General features: G+C 61.4%; 19 protein-coding genes. 13 read left to right on the plus strand and 6 right to left on the minus strand.

Annotation, left to right across the window (positions count from 1 at the left end):
* The first annotated feature begins 31 nt into the window (after positions 1-31).
* Positions 32-304: a DUF4090 family protein gene (locus KBY75_RS03995; RefSeq protein ID WP_254931395.1), complete on the plus strand. Its 273-nt coding sequence runs from the start codon at positions 32-34 to the stop codon at positions 302-304.
* A gap of 3 nt (positions 305-307) precedes the next feature.
* On the opposite strand, the gene KBY75_RS04000 is transcribed toward KBY75_RS03995, so the two are convergent.
* A complete protein-coding gene (locus KBY75_RS04000; protein ID WP_254936759.1) occupies positions 308-535 on the minus strand; it encodes a hypothetical protein in 228 nt (75 codons plus the stop codon).
* Positions 536-733: 198 nt separating this feature from the next.
* Between KBY75_RS04000 and KBY75_RS04005 the strand changes: the two genes are divergently transcribed.
* Entirely contained in the window at positions 734-1,117 is a 384-nt protein-coding gene (locus tag KBY75_RS04005) for a DUF2237 family protein (RefSeq protein WP_254936760.1), read from the plus strand.
* Positions 1,118-1,125: 8 nt separating this feature from the next.
* Here KBY75_RS04005 and KBY75_RS04010 read toward each other — a convergent pair whose 3' ends face one another.
* Complete coding sequence (locus KBY75_RS04010) at positions 1,126-1,881, minus strand: SDR family NAD(P)-dependent oxidoreductase (protein ID WP_255023052.1); 756 nt, start codon at positions 1,879-1,881, stop codon at positions 1,126-1,128.
* Positions 1,882-1,914: 33 nt separating this feature from the next.
* Between KBY75_RS04010 and KBY75_RS04015 the strand changes: the two genes are divergently transcribed.
* The 5 genes from KBY75_RS04015 to KBY75_RS04035 all read left to right on the plus strand — a co-directional run bounded on the left by KBY75_RS04015 (position 1,915) and on the right by KBY75_RS04035 (position 6,574).
* A complete protein-coding gene (locus KBY75_RS04015; protein ID WP_254936762.1) occupies positions 1,915-2,889 on the plus strand; it encodes an NAD(P)H-dependent glycerol-3-phosphate dehydrogenase in 975 nt (324 codons plus the stop codon).
* Positions 2,886-3,818, plus strand: a complete 933-nt coding sequence (locus KBY75_RS04020; protein ID WP_255023053.1) for a PhzF family phenazine biosynthesis protein — start codon at positions 2,886-2,888, stop codon at positions 3,816-3,818. Before KBY75_RS04015 ends, KBY75_RS04020 begins: the two co-directional genes overlap by 4 nt.
* Positions 3,819-3,895: 77 nt before the next feature.
* Positions 3,896-4,849, plus strand: a complete 954-nt coding sequence (locus tag KBY75_RS04025; protein WP_255023054.1) for a SpoIID/LytB domain-containing protein — start codon at positions 3,896-3,898, stop codon at positions 4,847-4,849.
* Positions 4,794-5,678, plus strand: coding sequence for an ATP adenylyltransferase (locus KBY75_RS04030; protein WP_254936765.1), 885 nt, complete (start codon positions 4,794-4,796; stop codon positions 5,676-5,678). Before KBY75_RS04025 ends, KBY75_RS04030 begins: the two co-directional genes overlap by 56 nt.
* Before the next feature lie 95 nt (positions 5,679-5,773).
* Positions 5,774-6,574, plus strand: a complete 801-nt coding sequence (locus KBY75_RS04035) for a sigma-70 family RNA polymerase sigma factor (RefSeq protein WP_254936766.1) — start codon at positions 5,774-5,776, stop codon at positions 6,572-6,574.
* Here the strand turns inward: KBY75_RS04035 and KBY75_RS04040 are convergent.
* Positions 6,522-6,716, minus strand: coding sequence for a sigma factor SigF (locus KBY75_RS04040; RefSeq protein WP_255023055.1), 195 nt, complete (start codon positions 6,714-6,716; stop codon positions 6,522-6,524). The two genes, KBY75_RS04035 and KBY75_RS04040, sit on opposite strands and share 53 nt — an antisense overlap.
* A 308-nt stretch (positions 6,717-7,024) precedes the next feature.
* Here KBY75_RS04040 and KBY75_RS04045 point away from each other — a divergent pair, with 308 nt between their 5' ends.
* Both KBY75_RS04045 and KBY75_RS04050 read left to right on the plus strand, forming a co-directional pair.
* On the plus strand, positions 7,025-8,545 hold the full coding sequence (locus tag KBY75_RS04045) for a DUF3370 family protein (protein ID WP_255023129.1): 1,521 nt from the start codon (positions 7,025-7,027) through the stop codon (positions 8,543-8,545).
* Positions 8,546-8,547: 2 nt separating this feature from the next.
* Positions 8,548-9,606, plus strand: a complete 1,059-nt coding sequence (locus KBY75_RS04050) for a J domain-containing protein (RefSeq protein WP_255023057.1) — start codon at positions 8,548-8,550, stop codon at positions 9,604-9,606.
* A gap of 870 nt (positions 9,607-10,476) precedes the next feature.
* Here the strand turns inward: KBY75_RS04050 and KBY75_RS04055 are convergent.
* On the minus strand, positions 10,477-10,971 hold the full coding sequence (locus tag KBY75_RS04055) for an allophycocyanin subunit alpha-B (protein WP_254936769.1): 495 nt from the start codon (positions 10,969-10,971) through the stop codon (positions 10,477-10,479).
* Positions 10,972-11,085: 114 nt separating this feature from the next.
* On the opposite strand from KBY75_RS04055, the gene rlmD reads away from it, so the two are divergent.
* On the plus strand, positions 11,086-12,537 hold the full coding sequence (rlmD, locus tag KBY75_RS04060; protein WP_315859049.1) for a 23S rRNA (uracil(1939)-C(5))-methyltransferase RlmD: 1,452 nt from the start codon (positions 11,086-11,088) through the stop codon (positions 12,535-12,537).
* Between the two features lie 25 nt (positions 12,538-12,562).
* Here the strand turns inward: rlmD and pheT are convergent, their stop codons facing one another.
* Complete coding sequence (gene pheT / locus KBY75_RS04065; protein WP_255023058.1) at positions 12,563-15,013, minus strand: phenylalanine--tRNA ligase subunit beta; 2,451 nt, start codon at positions 15,011-15,013, stop codon at positions 12,563-12,565.
* Positions 15,014-15,124: 111 nt separating this feature from the next.
* On the opposite strand from pheT, the gene rpmG reads away from it, so the two are divergent.
* The 3 genes from rpmG (at position 15,125) to KBY75_RS04080 (ending at position 17,697) form a co-directional block, all read left to right on the plus strand.
* Positions 15,125-15,319: a 50S ribosomal protein L33 gene (gene rpmG / locus KBY75_RS04070; protein ID WP_106501787.1), complete on the plus strand. Its 195-nt coding sequence runs from the start codon at positions 15,125-15,127 to the stop codon at positions 15,317-15,319.
* Between the two features lie 112 nt (positions 15,320-15,431).
* Complete coding sequence (gene rpsR / locus KBY75_RS04075) at positions 15,432-15,653, plus strand: 30S ribosomal protein S18 (RefSeq protein WP_006041316.1); 222 nt, start codon at positions 15,432-15,434, stop codon at positions 15,651-15,653.
* Positions 15,654-15,948: 295 nt separating this feature from the next.
* Positions 15,949-17,697: a ribonuclease catalytic domain-containing protein gene (locus tag KBY75_RS04080; RefSeq protein ID WP_255023059.1), complete on the plus strand. Its 1,749-nt coding sequence runs from the start codon at positions 15,949-15,951 to the stop codon at positions 17,695-17,697.
* Here KBY75_RS04080 and KBY75_RS04085 read toward each other — a convergent pair.
* Positions 17,694-19,514 (minus strand): FAD-dependent oxidoreductase, encoded by a 1,821-nt coding sequence (locus KBY75_RS04085; RefSeq protein WP_255023060.1) that lies wholly within the window; start codon positions 19,512-19,514, stop codon positions 17,694-17,696. The genes KBY75_RS04080 and KBY75_RS04085 overlap by 4 nt on opposite strands.
* Between the last annotated feature and the right edge of the window lie 86 nt (positions 19,515-19,600).

The following is a 19,600-nucleotide window of genomic DNA, read 5'->3' on the forward strand; positions in this document are numbered from 1 at the left end:
CTAGCCTGGCCAATCACCTTGCAAAACGGCTATGGCCATTGCCGGACCTGGCGGCGTTGATGCCGCAATCGCCTCGGGCATCGACCTGGATGGCACCCCGATCCCCTCAGAGATGATCGCTCTCTACACGGAGGTGATGGATCTGGAAAGCCAGCGGGCCCGCAGCGGCGTCAAGAAATCAATGCGCAATCGCATCGTCAAGACAGGCTCGAAGCATTTTGACCAAGCCAGCCTTGATGCCCGGCTTAAGGCTGCCGGATGGGATGGCTTGAAAGCTAAGGAGATTGCTTTTTTCTACTCCTGAGCTCTAGCTGCACAGCTCTTCGAGAGCGTCGATCACCTCCTGCTGAAACTCCTCCAGGTTGGAGGAGTCGCTCAGGTCGATGCCTTCGCCGGCGGCGTTCTGGGTGAGTTCCTGGAAATGGAAAGCCCCTTCGCCGTGGGCGAGGAATTCCATGGCGGAGGGTTCACCGCTTTCTTTGTACGCGTCGCAGAGGGCCAGAAAGGCCGCGTCTTCGGTGAATTCCCAGCTCATGAAGGGGGCCGCGCTGAAAGACAGGGTGAACGCGCTCTTCGACCTTTAACGCCTCCCCCCCGGAATCCGTCAACCACCCAGCCCAACTTTGTGCGGGTGTGTTGCCTTTGACATAGCTCTGAAGCTTGACCTCAGAGCAGTGCTGCAACCTCCGAACTGCCTGGCCAGACTGGAGCTATCCACATTTTCCCCGGTTCCGTGAGCGATTCCAGCCTGCCTGCTTCCGCTTCGCTAAATGTGCTGGGTGAACCCTTGGTGGTGTGCGGTTGCCAACCAATGACAGGTTGGTTCCGCGATGGTCATTGCCGTACAAATGCGGCCGACCTGGGTCGTCACAGCGTCTGCTGTGTCGTTAGCGATGCCTTCTTGCGCTACAGCCAGGCCCAGGGAAACGACCTCAGCACCCCGGCGCCTGCCTATGGCTTCCCCGGTCTCAAGCCTGGAGACCATTGGTGTGTGTGTGCGCCGCGCTGGCTTGAGGCCTACGAGGACGGTATGGCGCCACCTGTGCGCTTAGAGGCCACAGAGGATTCCGCTCTGGAGGTGATTTCCTTAGCAATCCTGCAAGCAAACGCTGCTTGATTTGAGAGCTACCAGGCGATTTGCTGCCCATCCCAGGCCCAGAACTGCCCAGTCTGTTGCGGCCCAAGCACCGCCAATACGTTGAGCAGCTGCTGAGCAGCGCGCTCTGGACTGAACAGCCGATCTGGCGGCACACCGGCCTGGAAGGGGGCGGAGAGGCCCGTGGCCGTGGTTCCGGGGTGTAGCAGACTCACACACCCCTTTGGCTTTCTGCGAGCCCATTCCAGGGCCAGGGTGCGCAGCATCTGATTTTGGGCAGCCTTGGCGGCTCGGTAGGCGTACCAGCCACCAAGGTGGTTGTCGCCGATGCTCCCCACTCGGGCCGAAAGGCTGGCGAAATGGAATGGGTCTGCGGGGCTAAACAGGGATTCGATCGCCTGGGCCAGCAGCAGGGGCGCAAAAGCATTCACCGCAAAGCTGCGCTCTAGGGCCTGGCGATTCACCTGACTGAGGCGCTTTTCCGGGTGGAGCAGGGGCCCATGCAGCAGGCCGGCCGTATTGATCACCAGCCGCAGGGGGGGGCGATTCTCCAGGCTTGCTGCCAACGCCGAGAGGCTTGAGTCGTCGGTGAGATCCAGCGGTAAAAACCCGACCCCGCGCCACAGGGGATCCCCCGGCAAACGCCAGTCCTGGCGTGAGGCTCCCACAAGCTGCAACCCCGGGGCGATTCGGCCCAGCTCCTGGAGCAGGGCCTGGCCGATACCGCCACACCCCACCACTAGGCCTGTGCCATGCCAGTGCTGCCAGGGCGAAGCTGAGCTCATTGCCACAAAAATTTCAGAGCTGAAGCCGCACCCATGGACCTGCCGCATGATGGCAGTGCCTACCTGCCTGCTGCTTCGGAGTCGATGGGCATTCGCATCGCCGTGTTGGGCCTGGGGGCTTGGGGGCAGACCCTGCTTGAGCGCTGGGGTCAGCAAGGTCACATCGTTACGGGTTGGTCCCGGCGCTCTGGCACCAATCCAGTGGAGCTGCTTGCCAACCAGGATCTGGTGGTTTCGGCGGTAGCCATGGCAGGGGTCCAGCCCCTGGCTGAGCAGCTGGCTCCCCATTGGCCCGCCGGATTGCCCCTTTTGAGCTGCAGCAAGGGGTTGGATCTCCAGCTGCTGGCAACTGCCACCCAGCTCTGGTCAAACCAGTTGGCGGGTGCCCCCTTGCTGGTGCTGAGTGGGCCGAATCTGGCAACCGAGGTGCGCCAAGGGCTACCAGCTGCCAGTGTGATCGCAGCTGCGGATCAGGATCTAGCCCGCCGCTTTCAGCAACAGCTCAGCGACACTTCGCTACGGCTTTACACAAACACAGATCCGATTGGCACCGAGGCCGCCGGGGCACTTAAAAACGTTATGGCCGTAGCGGCCGGCATCTCCGACGGTCTGGCTTTAGGTGCGAACGCCAAGGCATCCCTGCTCTGCCGGGGCCTAGCCGAGATTGGTGTGGTGTTGGAGGGTTTAGGTGGTGCCACCAGCACTCTCTATGGCCTGGCTGGCTTGGGTGATTTGTTGGCCACCGCCAACAGCAGCCTCAGCCGCAACTATCGCTGCGGCGTGCTTCTGGCCGAGGGCTGCAGCGAACAGCAGGCAAGTGAGCGCATCTCAGCAACAGTTGAGGGTCCGCGCACGGCCAGAGCAGCCCTGCAGCTTGCAATCCGTAAAGGCTGGCATCTGCCGATCTCTGAACAGGTTGTGCTGGTGCTCGAAGGCCGCACCACCCCTGCCGCCGCCGTCAAGGCTCTGATGGAGCGCGATCTGCGGCCGGAGTGGCAGCAAGCATGAGCTTGCCTGGCTCTGCCGTCGTGCCACTTGTCGCCCTGCCAGCTGTGCTGGTTGAGGCTTTTGCTGATGGGCCCTGTTGCGGCAACGGCGCGGCCGTGGTGCATCTAGACCAGCCCATGGGCGATGTTGCCCTGCAGGCCATTGCCCGCAGTCTCAACCAGTCTGAGACGGCTTTTTTGCTGCAGCAGCAAGGCCGCTGGACGCTGCGCTGGTTCACCCCCAGCTGCGAAGTCCCCCTCTGCGGCCATGCCACCCTCGCCGCCCTGCTGGCCTTGGGCCACTGGCAGCAGCTGGCGCCCGGCAGGGGATTGGAGCTGTTCACCCGCAGTGGCCCCCTGGCGGTAGCCCTTGATGCCAGCGGCAGCTCAGGGCAGCTGGTGCTGCCCAGCGCTGGTCTGCTGCCGGCCGAGCCATCGCCAACGCTTATCCGGTTACTGCATGAACGTCTAGGAGCCTCACCCCTGGCCTACTGGAGCTCAGGCCTCGGTTATCGGGTGGCCTTGCTAGCGCCAGAGGTTGCGCTGGCCCAGTTGCCTGGCCTGGCTGCGGAATTAGAGGGTTCTGATCGGGCCGGCTTGGTGTTGATGCAGGCCATCGAGACCGCATCGATAAACGACGGTCCCTGCGTGCTTGGACGGCCAGCGGACTACCAGCTGCGTTTCTTCGCTCCAGGGCTTGGCATTGATGAGGATCCAGTTACTGGCTCTGCCCACGCGCTGGTTGCCCCTTTTTGGCTCGATCGCCTAGGCCGCTGCTCCGTAGTGGGTTGGCAGTGCTCGCCGCGGCCGGGGGGGTTGGTGTGCGATGGCGCTTCTTCGGGCATGATCCGACTTAGCGGTTCGGGCCATCTCCTTTGGAACGGCACATTGCAGGTGCATGCCGATGGCTCCGGAGCCGAGTCCTGGGCTTCCCTGGTCGCCTGCGCCTGAATCAGGGGTTACTCCAGAAAAGAGATTTACTCCCAAAGAGAGGACTACGCCTGGATGGTCTCTTCAGCCGGCGACTGATGCTGGCTGGCCCAATGGCTGTTGTGGCGGTGGCGGTGGGATTTGCGGCCCAGGGCCTAGCTCCCCGACCCTATGGGGCCGCCCATGGCGAGTTGCTGGATGCCCTTATTGATTCGCCGCCCCCGGCGCAAGACACGACTACCGCAGCTGAGCAATTGCGCCGTCTCGAGGCGCGCCGGGCAACCCCTCAAGCAGCTGCCAATGCCACTGCCAGCCTCGGCCTGGCTGAGCCCGAAGCGGGTCCGGGAGTTGATCTGGAAATCCGCGTCGCCCTACTTGGCGCCGGCGCCAACCCCGATCTCTCCGCCAGCGGAGCCTGGCAGGTTGTCAGCCGAGACGGCCAGCTGCTCCAGCAGGGTGGCGCCGGCAGTTCGGTGAACCTCAGTGAACTCTGGCTCCAGGGGCCAGAAGCCTGGCTTCAGACCAGTGGGAGCTCCCTATTGGTCAACGGCCGCCCCTATGGAGGTCGCCTGCGTTTGATTCCGGATAGTGGCGGGCTCAGGGTGGTCAATCACGTTGGTCTGGAGACCTACATCGGTGGCGTGGTTGGAGCTGAGATGCCGAGCAGCTGGTCGCTAGAGGCTCTGCGCGCCCAGGCCGTAGCCGCCCGCTCCTATGCCCTCGCCCACATGGCTCGCCCAGCCAACCGCCACTGGCATCTTGGTGACACAACACGCTGGCAGGCCTACAAGGGCCTATCCAGCAGCAGCGAACGCACCCGCCAGGCTGCCGCTAGCACTGCCGGCATGATCCTCAGCTATCAGGGCGCCATCGTGGAAAGTCTTTATGCCGCTAACCGCCAGATATCCCTGGAAGCCCACGGCCATCTCGGCGCAAGCATGAGCCAGCACGGCGCCCAGGATCTGGCTAAGCAGGGCTATCGCTACAACCAGATTCTTGGTCACTACTACCAGGGAGCATCTCTGGCGCGCCTCAAGGCTGGTGCGAGCTGAGCGCATCTGGCAGCAGGCGCTGCAGTTATCCAGCCAGGCGCAGGCCAGCGGCTCCCTGGTTCCCCTAGCTACCGAGGTCCTAGCTGCCCCACAGCACCAGCCATTTGTGTTACGGCGTTTGCTGAGCACCACCCCCAAACACCTACGCCGTGGTGGCCCTAAGCCCAATCCCTTTTTGCCCTGGGAGCAAGCTCTGGAAGTGGAACGGCTCAGCAGCGGCCATGTGGTGCTGCTCAACAAATATCCAGTGCAGGCGGGCCATCTGCTCCTGATCACGGACTCCTGGCAGCCGCAATGCGGCTGGCTTTCTGCGGACGACTGGCGCGGGGTCTCTCTCCTGGCCAGTGACACCGGTGGGCTGTGGTTCTTCAACAGTTGTGCCGCCTCTGGCGCCAGCCAGCCCCACCGGCATCTACAGCTGCTGCCCCGCCGAGTTGGAGAAGCCAGCACACCCCTGTCTGCGGCAATCCAGGCTCAGCTGGATAGGGGCGAGCGGCCCTGGCCTTGGGCCTATCGGCTGAGTCGCCGCACAGATGCCCTCGGGGGTAGGGATCTACCCGCCCTTTACCTGGAGCATGCCGAGCAGCTGGGCTTGGGCCATCCCCACCAGGACTCCCAGCCCAGGCACCCATACAACCTGCTCTTCGACGATAACTGGCTGCTCACTGTGCGGCGCACCCAGGAACATTGCGCTGGCTTCAGCCTCAATGCCCTCGCCTTTGCTGGCTATCTGCTGGCCACGGAAAGGTCCGATCTCGAGCTGCTGGAGCGAGAGGGCCCTTGGTACTTACTGCAGGCGGTTGCCGCTGCCCCCGACAAGGGCTTGTGATCGACATTCCGTAATTTTTCGGTTGCGCAGTAGGGCCCCGCCGCGGCTGGTTGGAAAGGAAGGGAACAAACACCCTGCCAAACCAACTTCAGCCCATGACCCAATCGATCAAAAACAAATCCCTCAGCCGCCGAGCCCTGCAACAACGTAATCAGAGGGTGAACCAGTACCGCGGTCTGGTGACGCCAATTGCTGTGCACTACAGCCGCCGCTGTCCAGAGCCCCTCGACGACCTGGTTCAGGTGGGTCTGATGGGCCTGCTACGAGCAGCTGAGCTCTATCAACCGCAAACAGCAACTCCTTTCGAGGCCTTTGCAAGACCCCACATCCGGGGCGCCATCCTGCATTACTTGCGCGATTCGGCATCAGCCGTGCGGTTACCGCGCCGGCAGATGGAGCTGCACGACAAGCTGCGTCAACTGAAGGCCAGCTGGAGCAGTGGCCATGGGCAGGAGCCCAGTGCCGAAGATCTGCGCCTAGCTCTGGAGCTCAGCCTTGAACAATGGCAAGAACTGCTACGTGGACAAGCGCTGGCCAGGCCTCTTGAGCTGGAGACTGGCTATGAGGAAACCAGACTTCAGGAGGGTTGTAGCGGCAGGTCCTGGGAGTCTGAATTCACCGGCGCGGATGGCTGGGACTATCAGGGAGCTGAAGTGCGTCAGCAACTGGCTTGCCTTGAGCCCGGATTACGTCATGTGATCCAGAAGGTAGTGCTCTCGGGCTGGAGCTACCGGCGCACGGCAGCGCTGCTTCAGGTGAGTCCGATGACCGTGCAGCGGAGGCTCAAGCAGGGCTTGGCACAGATGCGCGCCGCCCTGCTCAATGCAGACGCGTTTTCAACTCTCAGCTGCCAGCCGAGGTCGCATCGCGCTCCATCTGTCGCTCCAGCGTGCTGATCGAGGCATTCACGGCTGCCAGCTGGCGTTCCACACCGTCCCGCCAGAACTGAAGCATGCGCAGCTTGCGCTCTTGGTGACGCCTCCAGCTAACAGCACCACCGTCATCAACGCTGCCACAGCAGCCCAGGAGGGGAAGCATGAGAAAGTAGGAAAGGTCATTAAGGTTCTAGCGAGCCTGACGGGCTTGCCGAGTGTCGTGTTTCTCCCCCAGCGATGGCCCCGAAACACCCTTCGGTCAGTTCCCTTCCAAGCCCCTGTAAGAGCTCTCAATCTGGGTTTGCAACCGACTGCCCGTCATACCCTTGTGGAGTCGGGGCCATTGCACTCAAACCCAACCCCCTGATTTCCAGATTTCCGTTGCGGCCGTTCAAACTGCTGATAGCAGCTGCCTTGGGGGTTCCCCTCGGCTTATTGCAGGCGTTGCCAGCGGCCGCTTACGTAGCTCTAATGGCGGGCCAGCAGGCCCGTCCCCTAAACGGCACCTTCAACAAGGTGCCGGTTCTGCACTCGAACCAGCCTGAGGAGGTTGAAGGCCCCGGGATCCTGATCAACACAGCGCCGGGTTATGCCTACGCCGAAGAGACTGGCCGGCCCTTGCGCAATGCCGAATTCACCTTCAACGGTGATTTTGGGGTGCACATGCACCACAAGTATTTTCCCCCCAACCGCCGCCAGCTATCGCCCACTGCCAGGCGTCCAGAACTCACCCTAGGGCTGATTCTGATCAATCCCGGCCTGCGGGCAGTGCACATCCGCTTTGAGAACGGTGCAGTTCGCAACAGCTTTGAGGCGCCCTATCTTGTCAATTACAAGATGGGTGTAAGACCTCTCGGGCCTCGTCCTTGGAATACCGGCCCTGGAGATGCAACCGCTGTGCAGGTTCTGCGCGGTCGCCTAGATCCCAAACTTAATCAGGAAATAACTATTCCTGCTCGCAGCCGCATTGTCCTATTTCAGACCCAGTTGCCTGCGCTCGGCATTGCTAACGCCCTGTTGAAAGGCAGAAGTGATGGACCTTTTCAGATGGCTGTTGTTGCGGCTAAAGACCCCAATAGCGACTGGGATCTAATCTCTATTTTGGATCAGGGCCGTCTTGCCCCGGGCAGGGTTTATCTGAACCGCATTGCTGACATCAAAAGCCGCCGCATTTTCTCCCGTGTGGGAGGTGTCGCCATAGGTGATGCATACCAAGCCACCCTCACCCACAATCTCGCGCAGCAAGGCCCATTACATATTCCCCTAACCAGTACTAATCGCCATAATTTTGGTACCCGCGAGATCCAGGTAAATCCTCTTGCAAGCCGCATGCTGGATTCATCCTTAGACAATGTGGGCACCTACGGCGTTCGCTTTGATGTCGATCTGAATCTCAAGGGGGCTGGCCCCTATGAGTTGGTTCTCAGCCACCCCACCGCCTCAGGCACTGGTAAACCTTTCACCGCCTTCAGGGGATCACTGCAAGTGCGCACAGAGGAAGGACTTCAAGAAATGCACGTTGGCATGCGCTCTGGCCAAAGTTTGCCTCTCACCTCTTTGAATCTTCGGGGGGGTGTATCCAACCCAGTTCGGATCAGTTTGGTATATCCGGCCGATGCCACCCCTGGTCACCTACTCAGCATCGTGCCAGCCAGTCAGGTAGCCATGGTCAAGGAGCGAGAACGTTTGCTTGAGCTGGCTCGCAACACAGCCTCCCCCGCGGCGATGAGGCCCCCCCAGTCCCTGCCTGCGATTCCTGATCAAGATCTTGAGGGTCAGGATGGATCAGAAGAAATGACCCCGTTGGTGCTGCAACCACGTTTCCCCAGCCTGCCGCCCCTCAGAACAAATCCACCGCCACCACCGCCTATTTCACAGCCGCGTTATTCCCCCAACCAGACTTCAACACCTGGGAATCAATCCTTGGTTGATCGCTACCAGCAGGCCCTGGAAGCGCAGCAGGAGATGATGCGCGGCCTTATTGGCCGTTAGGCATGGCTAAGCCGGCGGACCCCAATCGTCGCCGCTTCAGTCTGGAGCTGCCGGTCGATTTGCTCGATAAAATTGATGCGCTGCGGGCGGAGTGGGGCATCCGCAGTCGCGGAGATACTTTTGAGCGTTTGCTACAAGAGATCTTCCCAAATAGTGAGGAGGTCGAGACCTCAGTTCTTGCCGACGACGGCAATCACTTGCCTGATGGCTATCTGAGCGGACAAACCAGCCTGGAATCAACCTTCAACGAACAGGGGGCGTTGGTGTTGATGACCAGGGGCTCCGGGGGAGACCTATGCCTGGATCTGGAATCAGCTGATCCGGAATTTGCCTTCAACTTCGACGTTGATGCCTCGATGGCAGCGGAAGTGCGCCCTCGTCAGAGCGGCATTGACTTACCTGGCTTTGTCAGGCGTCAATCTGACCAGCTCAAGCGCAGTCTGCAGCCCCTACGCCAACCCATGGATCTGGCGCAAGAACCCCTCCCCCATGTAGGCGGTGATGTGCTCAAACGCTCCCTGGCCAGAGCTCGTGACCACTGGCTTGAGCTCTACGGCAAGGTTGCCAATGAGGCGGTACTGGAAGCCGCAATGGTGTGGTTAGCTCAGGACATTTGGGCCCAGAGTGATCAGAGTGAGGGTCGCCCTTTTACTTGGTCGCTTGCCTGCGATGTGGTGGCTAATACGGCTCCCAGCTGGGGCAGGGAACCCGCAACTTTTGAGCGAGTCATGGTGATGGCAGGTTTGCTGGAGGATCCCTTCAGCACTTCCACCCTGGAACTTCGCTTACCAACGCTGATCAGGCGCTTTGTTCATCGTTTCCGCAAGCGACGTAAAGGCACATCGTTCCAGACTCTGGAACACACCATGACCCTGCATGGAGCCTTGAAGCTGCTGCAACTGCCAACGGCACCAGGCCAGCGTCTCACCTTGCGACAAATACGGGAGGCTTACCGCGAGTTGGCGATGAGCCATCACCCCGACTCTGGCGGCACGGAAGACACCATGCGGCGCCTAAACGAGGCCTACCAGCTGCTGAAAGAGCTGTACCGCAACGAATAGACGCGTATATCAAGTCCTGGCTGAGACGCGTAATGGGTCTTGGATTGATTCTTGCGTGAGACTAGTGATCTGTGGCTTTGCGTCTTGCTTGGCTACAGCATCTCTATAGGCCAAGCGTTTGATTGCCCAGATGCTGGACGGAAATCTATCTAGCTGTTCTCATAAGAGATTTATTATTGGTCTCGTCAAAAGTCTCGGCCGAGGAGGGTGGGAATATGGATTCGTGGCCTGATTAGCTTGGTCTTGAGTTTGGACTAGTAATCAGTCTTGGATGAGATAGCTGAGCCGGCTGCAGGCGAGCATTTCCCCTGGTGATCGTGCCTAGTTGGGCTGATTTCCAATTTTTCCGTATTTCTACTTGTATGTCCCTAGGGGATAGCCCTCTATGGCTTCCTTATTGCTGCGGCCAGAAAATGGGCTGAACAGCTTGTCCAGTCACCTGATGTGGGCTGGTCCAGATGGCCTGTCTCGTTTCAAAGTCATTGCAGCAGCTTGCTTGAAGTGCTTGCGTCACTGTGTCATACACAGGTACGCAGACATTTCTGGCCACTCGTGAGGCTTGTTGAAGCCCCAGAACTTGCTGGCTGTGGATGGCGCCAAGCAGCTGGCTGACGGGATCTCCTGTCATCCCAATTGGGTCACATGTTGGGACCCTAAATGCGTCTTGGATGAGACTTTGCAGAAGGGTGCTAGGTGGGGTGCGAGCTCGGCCGCCAGAGATCAAAACTTGAACAACGCCCTGTCGCTCCATCCGTGCGGGCAAGCGGTGATTCTCTTGCGTCCCGGCTGGGACGCATTAATAGTCCAATAAAAAGACCCGGACGAGACAGGCGCTCCTCCGGGTCTTGCGGCTGGTTTGGATTGTCTGAATCAGGTGCTGGTTTGCATGCCCTGGATCAAAAAGTCGAAGTAAGGCCCCGCAAGGGAGGCCTGGTCTGTGCTCAGCAAGGCAAGCGAGGCTTCCTTCATGGTGCGCATTGCGTCCACCATTCCTGGCATGGGTACGCCCAGGCTGTTGTACATCTCACGGGCACCGACCAGGCCAATCTGTTGAATCATCTCGGTGCTCCCGGCGAGAACGCCGTAGGTCACCAAGCGCAGATACCAGCTGTAGTCGCGCAGGCACTGGGCCCGCTGCTTTTGGCCGTAGGCATTGCCACCGGGGGCCACGTAGTCGGGGTTGCGTTGGAAGAGCTGCTTAGCCGACTCATCAACAATTTTTTTCTCGTTGTCGGTAAGAACCCGAACAACCGCCAGCCTTTCGGCTCCCCGGCTGAGGTACTCCACCATGGAGCGCAACTCGCCGCCACTGGGATACCGCAGCTGATCATCAGCCTGAAGGATCAGATCCCGAACGACGCTCATCGCAGCGACCACACGCGAGCATCACTGTATCGACTCCGCAGCAAGATCACCGTGCCCCGCCGCAAGGTGTAACGCCCCTTTGCACGACGTAGGGTGAAGGATTGGTAGGCGGGCGTGGGCACTAAAAGCTTTGGCAACGGCGCAGGTGGTGGCATGAGCAGTGGCGTCGAGCTGTCCACCGGCATGACCGTGACGGTGGCCATCACCGGGCTATCCCATGACGGGCAGGGCGTAGCCCGCCTCGCAGATCGGGTCCTCTTTGTAGCTGGTGCCTTGCCTGGGGAGCAGGCGAAGGTACGCCTCACCCATAAGGCCCGTCGCCACTGGTTAGCTGAGCTTCAGCAGGTGCTTGAGCCGGCACCGGAGCGGCGAAGACCTCCGTGCATCCTTGCTGAAGATTGTGGTGGTTGCAGTTTGCAGCACCTCGACGACTCGGCGCAGCAGCACTGGAAGCACCAAAAAGTCGTTGATGCCCTGCGGCGTATTGCCCACCTTGATACCGATGTTGCGCCGTTAATGGCTGCGCCAGAAGGGCTCGGCTATCGCAATAGGGCGATTATCCCGCTTGAGCGCTGCGAGGACGGGCGGTTGCGGGCTGGCTTTTATCGCCCTGGCACCCACAAGATTGTCAATATGAACCGCTGCCCGGTGCTTGATCCGCGCCTGGACGCGTTGATCGCACCGCTTAAGTCGGATCTTGAGACCAGCGACTGGCCCGTTGATCGCGACTGCCGCGAGGGGGGTGGCTTGCGCCATCTGGCCCTGCGAATCGGCAGCTATACCGGCGAGTTGCTGATCACCCTGGTAAGCAGCACCCCAGACCTGGAGGGCATCGAGATCCTGGCTGCCCAATGGATGCACCGCTGGCCAAACCTTGTGGGGGTCTGCCTGAACCTGCAACCCCTAGCTACCAACACCCTGATGGGTCCCGAGACACGCGTGGTGGTTGGTCGGGGCTGGGTGCTGGAGCGTTTTTGCGACCTCGAGCTGCGCATTGCAGCAGACACTTTTTTCCAGGTCCATACCAGGCAGGCTGAACGAATTGTGCCCCTGGTGCTTGCCGCCCTTGCGGGCTCTGCGCCTGGCGTGATGGTTGATGCCTACTGCGGCATTGGCACCTACAGCCTGCCGGTGGCTGCGGCTGGCTGGCACGTTCATGGCATTGAACTAAGCCCCGAGGCCGTGCACCAAGCCAAGGCCAATGCCCGCGAAAACGGCCTAAGTGAATCAGCCACATTTGAGACCGGAGTGGTGGCCGAGTGCCTGGCTGAGCACCTGGTGCACTGCGATGCGGTCTTTCTCGATCCCCCCCGCAAGGGACTGGAGCCCGCCACCCTGCAGGCGATCATCGAACGCCCCCCTGCCCACCTGCTCTACCTCAGTTGCGACCCCGCCACCCTGGCCCGGGACCTGGCCCTGCTGGTTGGCGGCGGTAGTTATCGCTTGGAGAGCGTTCAGCCGATCGACTTTTTCCCCCAAACAAGCCATGTAGAGACTTTGACCGTTCTGAGCCGTATCGGAGCTGGCATCCCAACCCCGCAGCCCGAGGCAGCGGAGCCGGAGTAGGGGTGGACCTGCTGCCGCCTGGATATCAGCTGCGCAACAGGGCGCCTAGCTGCTTTTCCAGGGCTGCCCGGATTGAGGAGTGGGCAACTTCCACCTCTTCATCGGTGAGGGTGCGGCTGGCATCGCGGTAGCGCAGGCGGAAGGCTTGACTGCACTGGCCTGCAGCAAGTTGACCACCCTCGTAGCGGTCCACTAATTCCGCGTGCTCCAGCAGCGGCTTGCCGGCCTTGCGAATCACCTGAAGCAGCTCAGCTGAATTCGTGCTGGCTGCCACAACTACGGCCAGATCTCGCTCCGAAGCGGGAACGGTGGCATAGGGGGCAAAGGCTGGCTGCCAGCGGTTGCGGCGGGTGGCGGCGATGAGCAAGGCATCGAGTTCGAGCTCGAAGATGATGCTTGTTTGCGGCAGGTCGAGCTTTTCGGCCTGCTCCGGGTGCAGCTGGCCAAACCAGCCCTGGGGCCGCCCCTCCACTACCAGCTGGGCGGCTCGGCCCGGGTGTAGCAACGGGTGCTGGCTAAGGGGGCGATCTTCGATTGGAATCGCCAGCGACACCAGGGCTTGCTGCAACAGGCCGCGGGCCTGGTGATAGCTGGGAGGCTGGGGTTTGCCACTGCTGCTCCAGCGCTCACCTCGCCGTTCGCCACAGATAACCCCAGCCAGCAGCTGGCGATCAGACCTGGCGGCATCGCTGCTGAACACCTGGCCGATCTCAAAAGCCCAGAAACCTGGCTGCCCACTTTGCAAGTTGCGGCGTGCAGCGGCGAGCAACTCGCCATGCAGGTTGTCGCGCAGGTAGCCGTAATCAGCTAGCAGGGGATTAGCCAGGGTTATGCGCCCAGCTGCAGCCGGCACCAGGGAAAAGCTGCAGGCCTCCTGCAGCCCGGCAGCGCACAGTTGGCGGCGTAGGCGGCGCTCCACCTGCTGGGCTGGAGTTAGGCCCCCAGGCTCCAGTGGGTCGGGTAGGTGGCAGGCGAAGTGGTCGTAACCAACCAGACGGGCCACCTCCTCGATTAGATCAACTTCCCGCTGCAGATCCATCAACCGCGAGGGGGGCACGGTGACGCGCCAACCCTCACCATCAAGCTCCTCAGCCAGCTGGCAACCAAGGGCCGTCAAGGTCTGGACGATCCTGTCGTCAGTTAGGTCTGAATAGCCTTCGCCGTCTTGGACAGGTCCGAGCAAATTGTGCAGGGCGTCACGCCTCAGTTGCAATGGCTCGATTGGCTGCTCGTCTCGTTGATGCAGCCAGCGGCCGGAAACCTTGGCATCGCAATGTTGCTTAAGCAGGGCAACGGCCCGATCTGCAGCAGAGAGGGTGGCCTCCCTGGGCAACCCCTTCTCAAAACGGCTGCTTGCTTCAGTGCGTATGCCAACGCTGCGGGCGGAGCGGCGCACCGCCTGGGGAGCAAATACAGCAGCCTCAAGCCATATAGAGGTGGTGGTTTCATTTACGGCTTCATCCGCACCACCCATCACGCCAGCCAGGGCGATGGGGCGGTTGCTGTAAGTAACCACCAGGGCTTCGGGGCTGAGTTTGTGTTCCGTAGCGTCCAGGCTGGTGAATTCCTCACCGTCAAGCGCCTGGCGTAGCCCCAGGCTGGCTAGCTGGGGCTCGCTGTGTCCAGCGATTACAGCTAGGCGCTTGCTGTCGAAGGCGTGCAGGGGCTGTCCCGTCTCCAGCATCACCAAGTTGGTGATGTCAACAATGTTGTTGATTGGGCGAATGCCGGCCTTTTGCAGGCGCTGTTGCAGCCAGAGGGGCGACGGGGCGACCTTCAGCCCGTCGAGGGCTGTGATGCTGAATAGCCCCCCAGCCTCAACTGCGAGCCGGTCACTGGCGGAAAGAGGCAGCGGCTGGCTTGGTGCGGCAACTTCAGGGGCCTTTATCTGGGTTTGGCCGCCCACCAGGGCCGCCACCTCCCTGGCGATGCCTTGCATGGAGAGGCCATCAGGTCGGTTGGCGGTAATCGCCAACTCCAAAACCTGGTCATCCAGCCCCAGGCTTGGTCCCACCGCTGCGCCCAAGGGGGGCACCTGCTCCAGCAGCTCATCAAGAATGGCGATTCCTTCCCCATCTGCCGCCTGGCCAAGCTCGGCAAGGGAGCAGATCATGCCGCTGCTGGCCACACCGCGAAGTTCGGCTGGTTTGATCGTGAGGTTGACCGCCGGCAGAGTGGCGCCCACCAGGGCAACGGGCACATGGATGCCAGCCCGCACATTCGCTGCCCCGCAGACGATCTGCAGGGCTTCGGCGGCGCCGATATCTACTGAACAGACGCTGAGCTTGTCTGCGTTGGGATGGGCCTGGCGGTCACGCACGAAGCCCACCACGACACCGCCGGCCTGGGCGGCCAGGTCTTCTATGGCATCTACCTCAAAACCAGCCAAAGACAGACGCTCGGCTAGCGGCCCTGGAGCGAGGGCTTGTTCGGGGCCGGTCACCAGCTCCTGCAGCCATTGGAGCGAGACCCGCATAGCCCTTGATGTGTTGATCGTTGATCCTAGGGATCAACCGGGGGGTGGGACTACCGCCAGGTATGGTGTCAACTTGTCCTTTCGCATCGCTCCAGCGGCGCAACGTCCTTCATGGCTAAAAACAAGGGCGTCCGGATCGTGATCACTCTCGAGTGCACCGAATGCCGGTCCAACCCCGCAAAGCGTTCTCCAGGTGTGTCCCGTTACACCACTGAGAAGAACCGCCGTAACACCACCGAACGGCTTGAGCTGAAGAAGTTCTGTACCCACTGCAACTCCTCGACGGTTCACAAGGAAATCAAGTGATTCAGGCTTGGGCCCCAGCTTTGGAACTCATTCATCAGTTTCAACTTGATTTGCCCCAGCCCGTCAGGTACTGGTCAGATCCAGCTTCATTCACCACTCGCCTTCGTAATCCATGTCCAGCTCTTTTTTCAAAAAGCGCCTGTCGCCAATCAAGCCTGGCGATCCGATCGACTACAAAGATGTCGATCTGCTCAAGAAGTTCATCACCGAGCGCGGCAAGATCCTGCCCCGCCGGCTCACTGGCCTGACAGCCAAACAGCAGCGTGACCTGACCAACGCTGTTAAGCGTGCACGCATTGTGGCCTTGCTGCCTTTTGTGAATCCCGAAGGCTGAGGCCTCTCCCCTGGCGGCTGCAACCTTCCAAGTTGGCGATCTGGTGGGACTGGGCGATGAGCGCGGTCCCCAGCTTGCTGTTGTATTGGCTGTGGCCTCAAACAAGGCCTCTTTAGCCATTGGTACAAGCGCGAGGCAGCAGATCCAGCCGCTGCGACAACTCTTGTTGCTTGCTGCGTTTTCTGGCGAGTGCGACCCACCCCAGCGCCTTAGTCAAGCTCCGTGGTCGATCAGTGACGACGCTTTGATGGCAGTGCTGCCTGCTCGAAGCGATTTCGCGGCAGCTTGGAACCTGATGCAGGCTGAACCTCAGGGATTGCAGCTGAGCGACTGGGTTGATCTGGTGTCTTCGCGACGGGATGGCCTAGCTATTGCTGCCTGCTGGCGCTGGTGTCTCGGTCCCCAAACCCTGTTTCGTCTGCGCCAAAACCTCGTAGAGGCCAGGCCCCTGGCGGATCTGCGCCGTCTGCGGCGAGAACGCCGGCTGCGGGTGCTCCAGGAGCAGGCTGAAATGCGCTGGCAGCAGCAGCTGCGCGAGCGTCAACCGCTTGATCTGCAACTGCTCAGCGCCGAGCAGCGCCAGCAGCTTGAGCTATTGATTGATTGGGCTGGAGGCGATTGCACAACTCCCCTACCCCTTCCCCTGCGCCAGGCTTTGCAGGCCGCCAAAGTAACGGCCGATACGGGTTCAATTCGCCACCTGTTGGTTGATCTAGGCCAGTGGCAAGCCCACAATTTGCCGTCCCTACGAGCCACGGTCTGGGAGCAAGGTTTTTCTGCTGAGCTACTGGCTGATGCCGAACGCCTGCTAGCTAGCGCTGAGATTGAACAACCAGGCGATGCCGAGCGTCTGGACCTGAGCGGCCAGCGCAGCGTCACCATTGATGACGCTGATACCTGCGATATAGACGACGGCTTGGCGTTGGAAACAACCCCCGCTGGCCAGGTGAAGATTTGGATCCACGTCGCGGATCCAGGTCGCTTGATTGCGCTGGATTCGCCCCTCGACCTAGAAGCAAGACGGCGGGGCAGCAGTCTTTATCTGGCATCAGGAATTTTGCCAATGTTCCCGGAGGCGCTTGCCACCGGACCTATGAGCCTGCGCGCAGGCCATCGCAGTGCCGCCTGGAGCATCTGGGTTGAACTCGATGGCGATGGGGCTGTTAAGGCTTCGGGTATGCAGCGCAGCTGGGTTAAGCCCACCTACCGGCTCAGCTATGGCGACGCCGATGATCTGATCGATCTTGCCCCGCCTCAGGAGCGCGATCTTGCCGACCTGCACGACCTGCTGCTGCGCCGCCGCCAATGGCGTGTGCGCCAGGGTGCCCTGCTGCTGGATCAGCCGGAGGGTCGGATTCGGGCCCAGGGAGACGCTGCCCAGCTTGAGATCACCGAACCCAGCCCCGCCCGATTGATGGTGGCCGAAGCGATGATTCTGGCGGGCGCGGTGGTGGCCGGTTTCGGCCAAGAGCAAGCACTAGCCCTGCCCTATCGCAGCCAACTGACCGCAACTTTGCCGCCGGAGGCCGAGCTGGCAGCCCTGCCGGCTGGCCCGGTACGCAATTGCGCCATTAAGCGGTGTCTTAGTCGCGGTCATACCGGCACCGAGCCAAGCCCCCATTTCAGCCTGGGCTTGCCGGCCTATGTCCAAGTCACCTCGCCGATTCGCCGCTACGCCGATCTTGTGGCGCAACGGCAACTGCTGGCAATTCAAGAGGCGCGCCAGCCCATGGTTGCCGCCGATCTAGCCGCCCTGCTCTCCGACCTAGACGGTCCGCTCAGGCAGGGGACGCAGATCAGCCGGGAAGACCAGCGTCACTGGCAGCAGGTGTGGTTTGCGGCCCACGGGAGTGAGCATTGGCAGGCCTGTTTCCTGCGCTGGCTGCGGCCCCAGGACCGGCTGGGGCTGGTGCACGTTGATGCCCTGGCCATGGATCTGGCGGCCGAGTGTCCAGCCGGCTCTTCCCCAGGCGATCTGCTGCAACTGCGAGTTCAGGCGGTAGACCCCCTGCGCGACCAACTGCGACTGCAGGCCACGGGCTAATCCGCGGCCAGTCGCGAGGCCCGCAACCACGGCCCCCATGGATTGGCACAGCCAATCAACTTGGCCTGGGTCGGCTTATCAAGGTTCTGCAGCCAGCGGTTCAGGCCTGGCTCCAGGCTGATTAGGGGCCACTCCCTTTTGGCGTTATCACTGCTGAGATCGGTTTCGCTCACAAAGGTGTAGCCGCCCTGGCCGTCTGGCAGCACCCTTCCTTGCCACAGAGACTCCCTGGGTTCGGGATGGCCCTGGCTCGGACTTAGGGGTCTTTGAAATGGGCGCCCAATTTGGCCATTGGCCTGGAGGAGTTCGGGATTGGCAAGCAGCTGCAGCTGGCGGGCTAACCAATCGCTGGCATGCCAGGGGGTGTCCCAGAGCGGCACTACCGCCGCTGGAGCACGGTGATCGTGGATCAGGCACTGCTGAACTGCCAGGGGAGCAAGCTCAGCTGGGGGGATGCCCCGCTGTACCGCCAGGGCCGCTGCCGCACCGGCCGCCTGGCCGATGTTCAGAATTAGGGGCTGCAAACGGGTGGCCCCATTGGCCATGTGGCTGCTGCCGAAGGCCTTGTCAGCTACCAGCAGGTTGTCGATCTCAGCGCTCAGCAGGGCGCCGTAGGGAATGCAGAAGGGAGTGCCGCTCCAGCGCCCGCCCCAGCGAATGCTTTTAGGTGCCAGGGGCCAGTCAGGCCCGGGGTAGTGGTGGTCGTTGGCGTAGTTGCCCACCGCTATCGACTCCAGTTCGCCGCTGGCATTGAGCGGCAGTGGCCCCTGGGATTCAGAGCTGCCTAGGGGGAGCAGGTGCTGTTCCAGCACCAGCGAGCGGCCCACCAGCCTTCGACCCTCTCGCCAATAGGGCATGGCAGCCAGCCAGGGGGCAGGACTGCCGGCTTCAGCAGGAAAGGCATGGCCCAGTTGAAGCCACCCCCCACTTGCCTGCTCAAGGGCTCTTGCAAATTGCAGGCTGTAGGACTGCATTTCGGCCGCTAACGCAGCTTGCTCCGCTTCATCAGCGCTGAAGGCGCGTTCCAGCCCCTGGTGCCAGTCATTGCCGTGCAACGGCCAGTTGAGCATCACCAGGCCGCCTGGCAGGCGCCCGTAGTTGATCGTGCGCTCTAAACCGAAGGCCTCGCTGGCCAGTTCAAATGGCGCAGCCAAAGGCGGTGGGACAGCAGCTGGCGGCAACACTTCGCTCTGGAGTTGACCCATCACCACCCAGGTGGGTGATTGCACGGGTTGTTGCTTGAAAAAAGCTTCCGTTTGCAGCCGTTGCAGGCTGGGGGCACTGGGTTCGCCCCATTGCTCCTGGGCTTCCCAGCCGAGTCGAAATGGAGCCTCCGCTAGGGGCAGCAGGTCGCCGCGGTCGCTGCCATCGACCACAACTTTGCAGCCCAGCCATTGGCTTTCACCCTTGTGCTCCAGCTGTACTGCTGTGATGCGGGCCCCCTGACGCTGTACCGCCAGCAGCCTGCAGCTTGGCCACCACTGCAGATTGGCCAGTTCGCTTACCCAGCCCTGCAGGATTGCTTCTGCGCTGGCGGGCCGGTAACCAAAGCAACTCACCCAGTTTTGATCCAGTCCCTCGGGCTCCGCCTGCTCAAGGGCGCGCAGAAAGGCTCCCCAGAGACCGGTCTGCCAAGGGGTGAGCTCATTGCCATCGGGGCAGCAAACGCCGGCGGCGCTCACCATGCCCCCAAGCCAGTTGCCAGGTGTGAGCAACAGCGTGCTGGCACCTCCGCGGGCCGCCTGGATTGCTGCGGCCACGCCGCCGGTGCCGCCCCCCCACACCAAAACATCCACTGCTTCTAAAGGCAGGGTCATGGCTGGCGGACACGGCTGACACAAGCCTCGCAGGGGATGATCTGAGCTGGCGTGCTCGTAGTCAGTCTTTCTGTCCGTCGCCGCTC

Origin of the sequence: Cyanobium sp. T1G-Tous (genome assembly GCF_024345455.1) — a bacterium.
Classification (GTDB): Bacteria; Cyanobacteriota; Cyanobacteriia; order PCC-6307; family Cyanobiaceae; genus Cyanobium_A.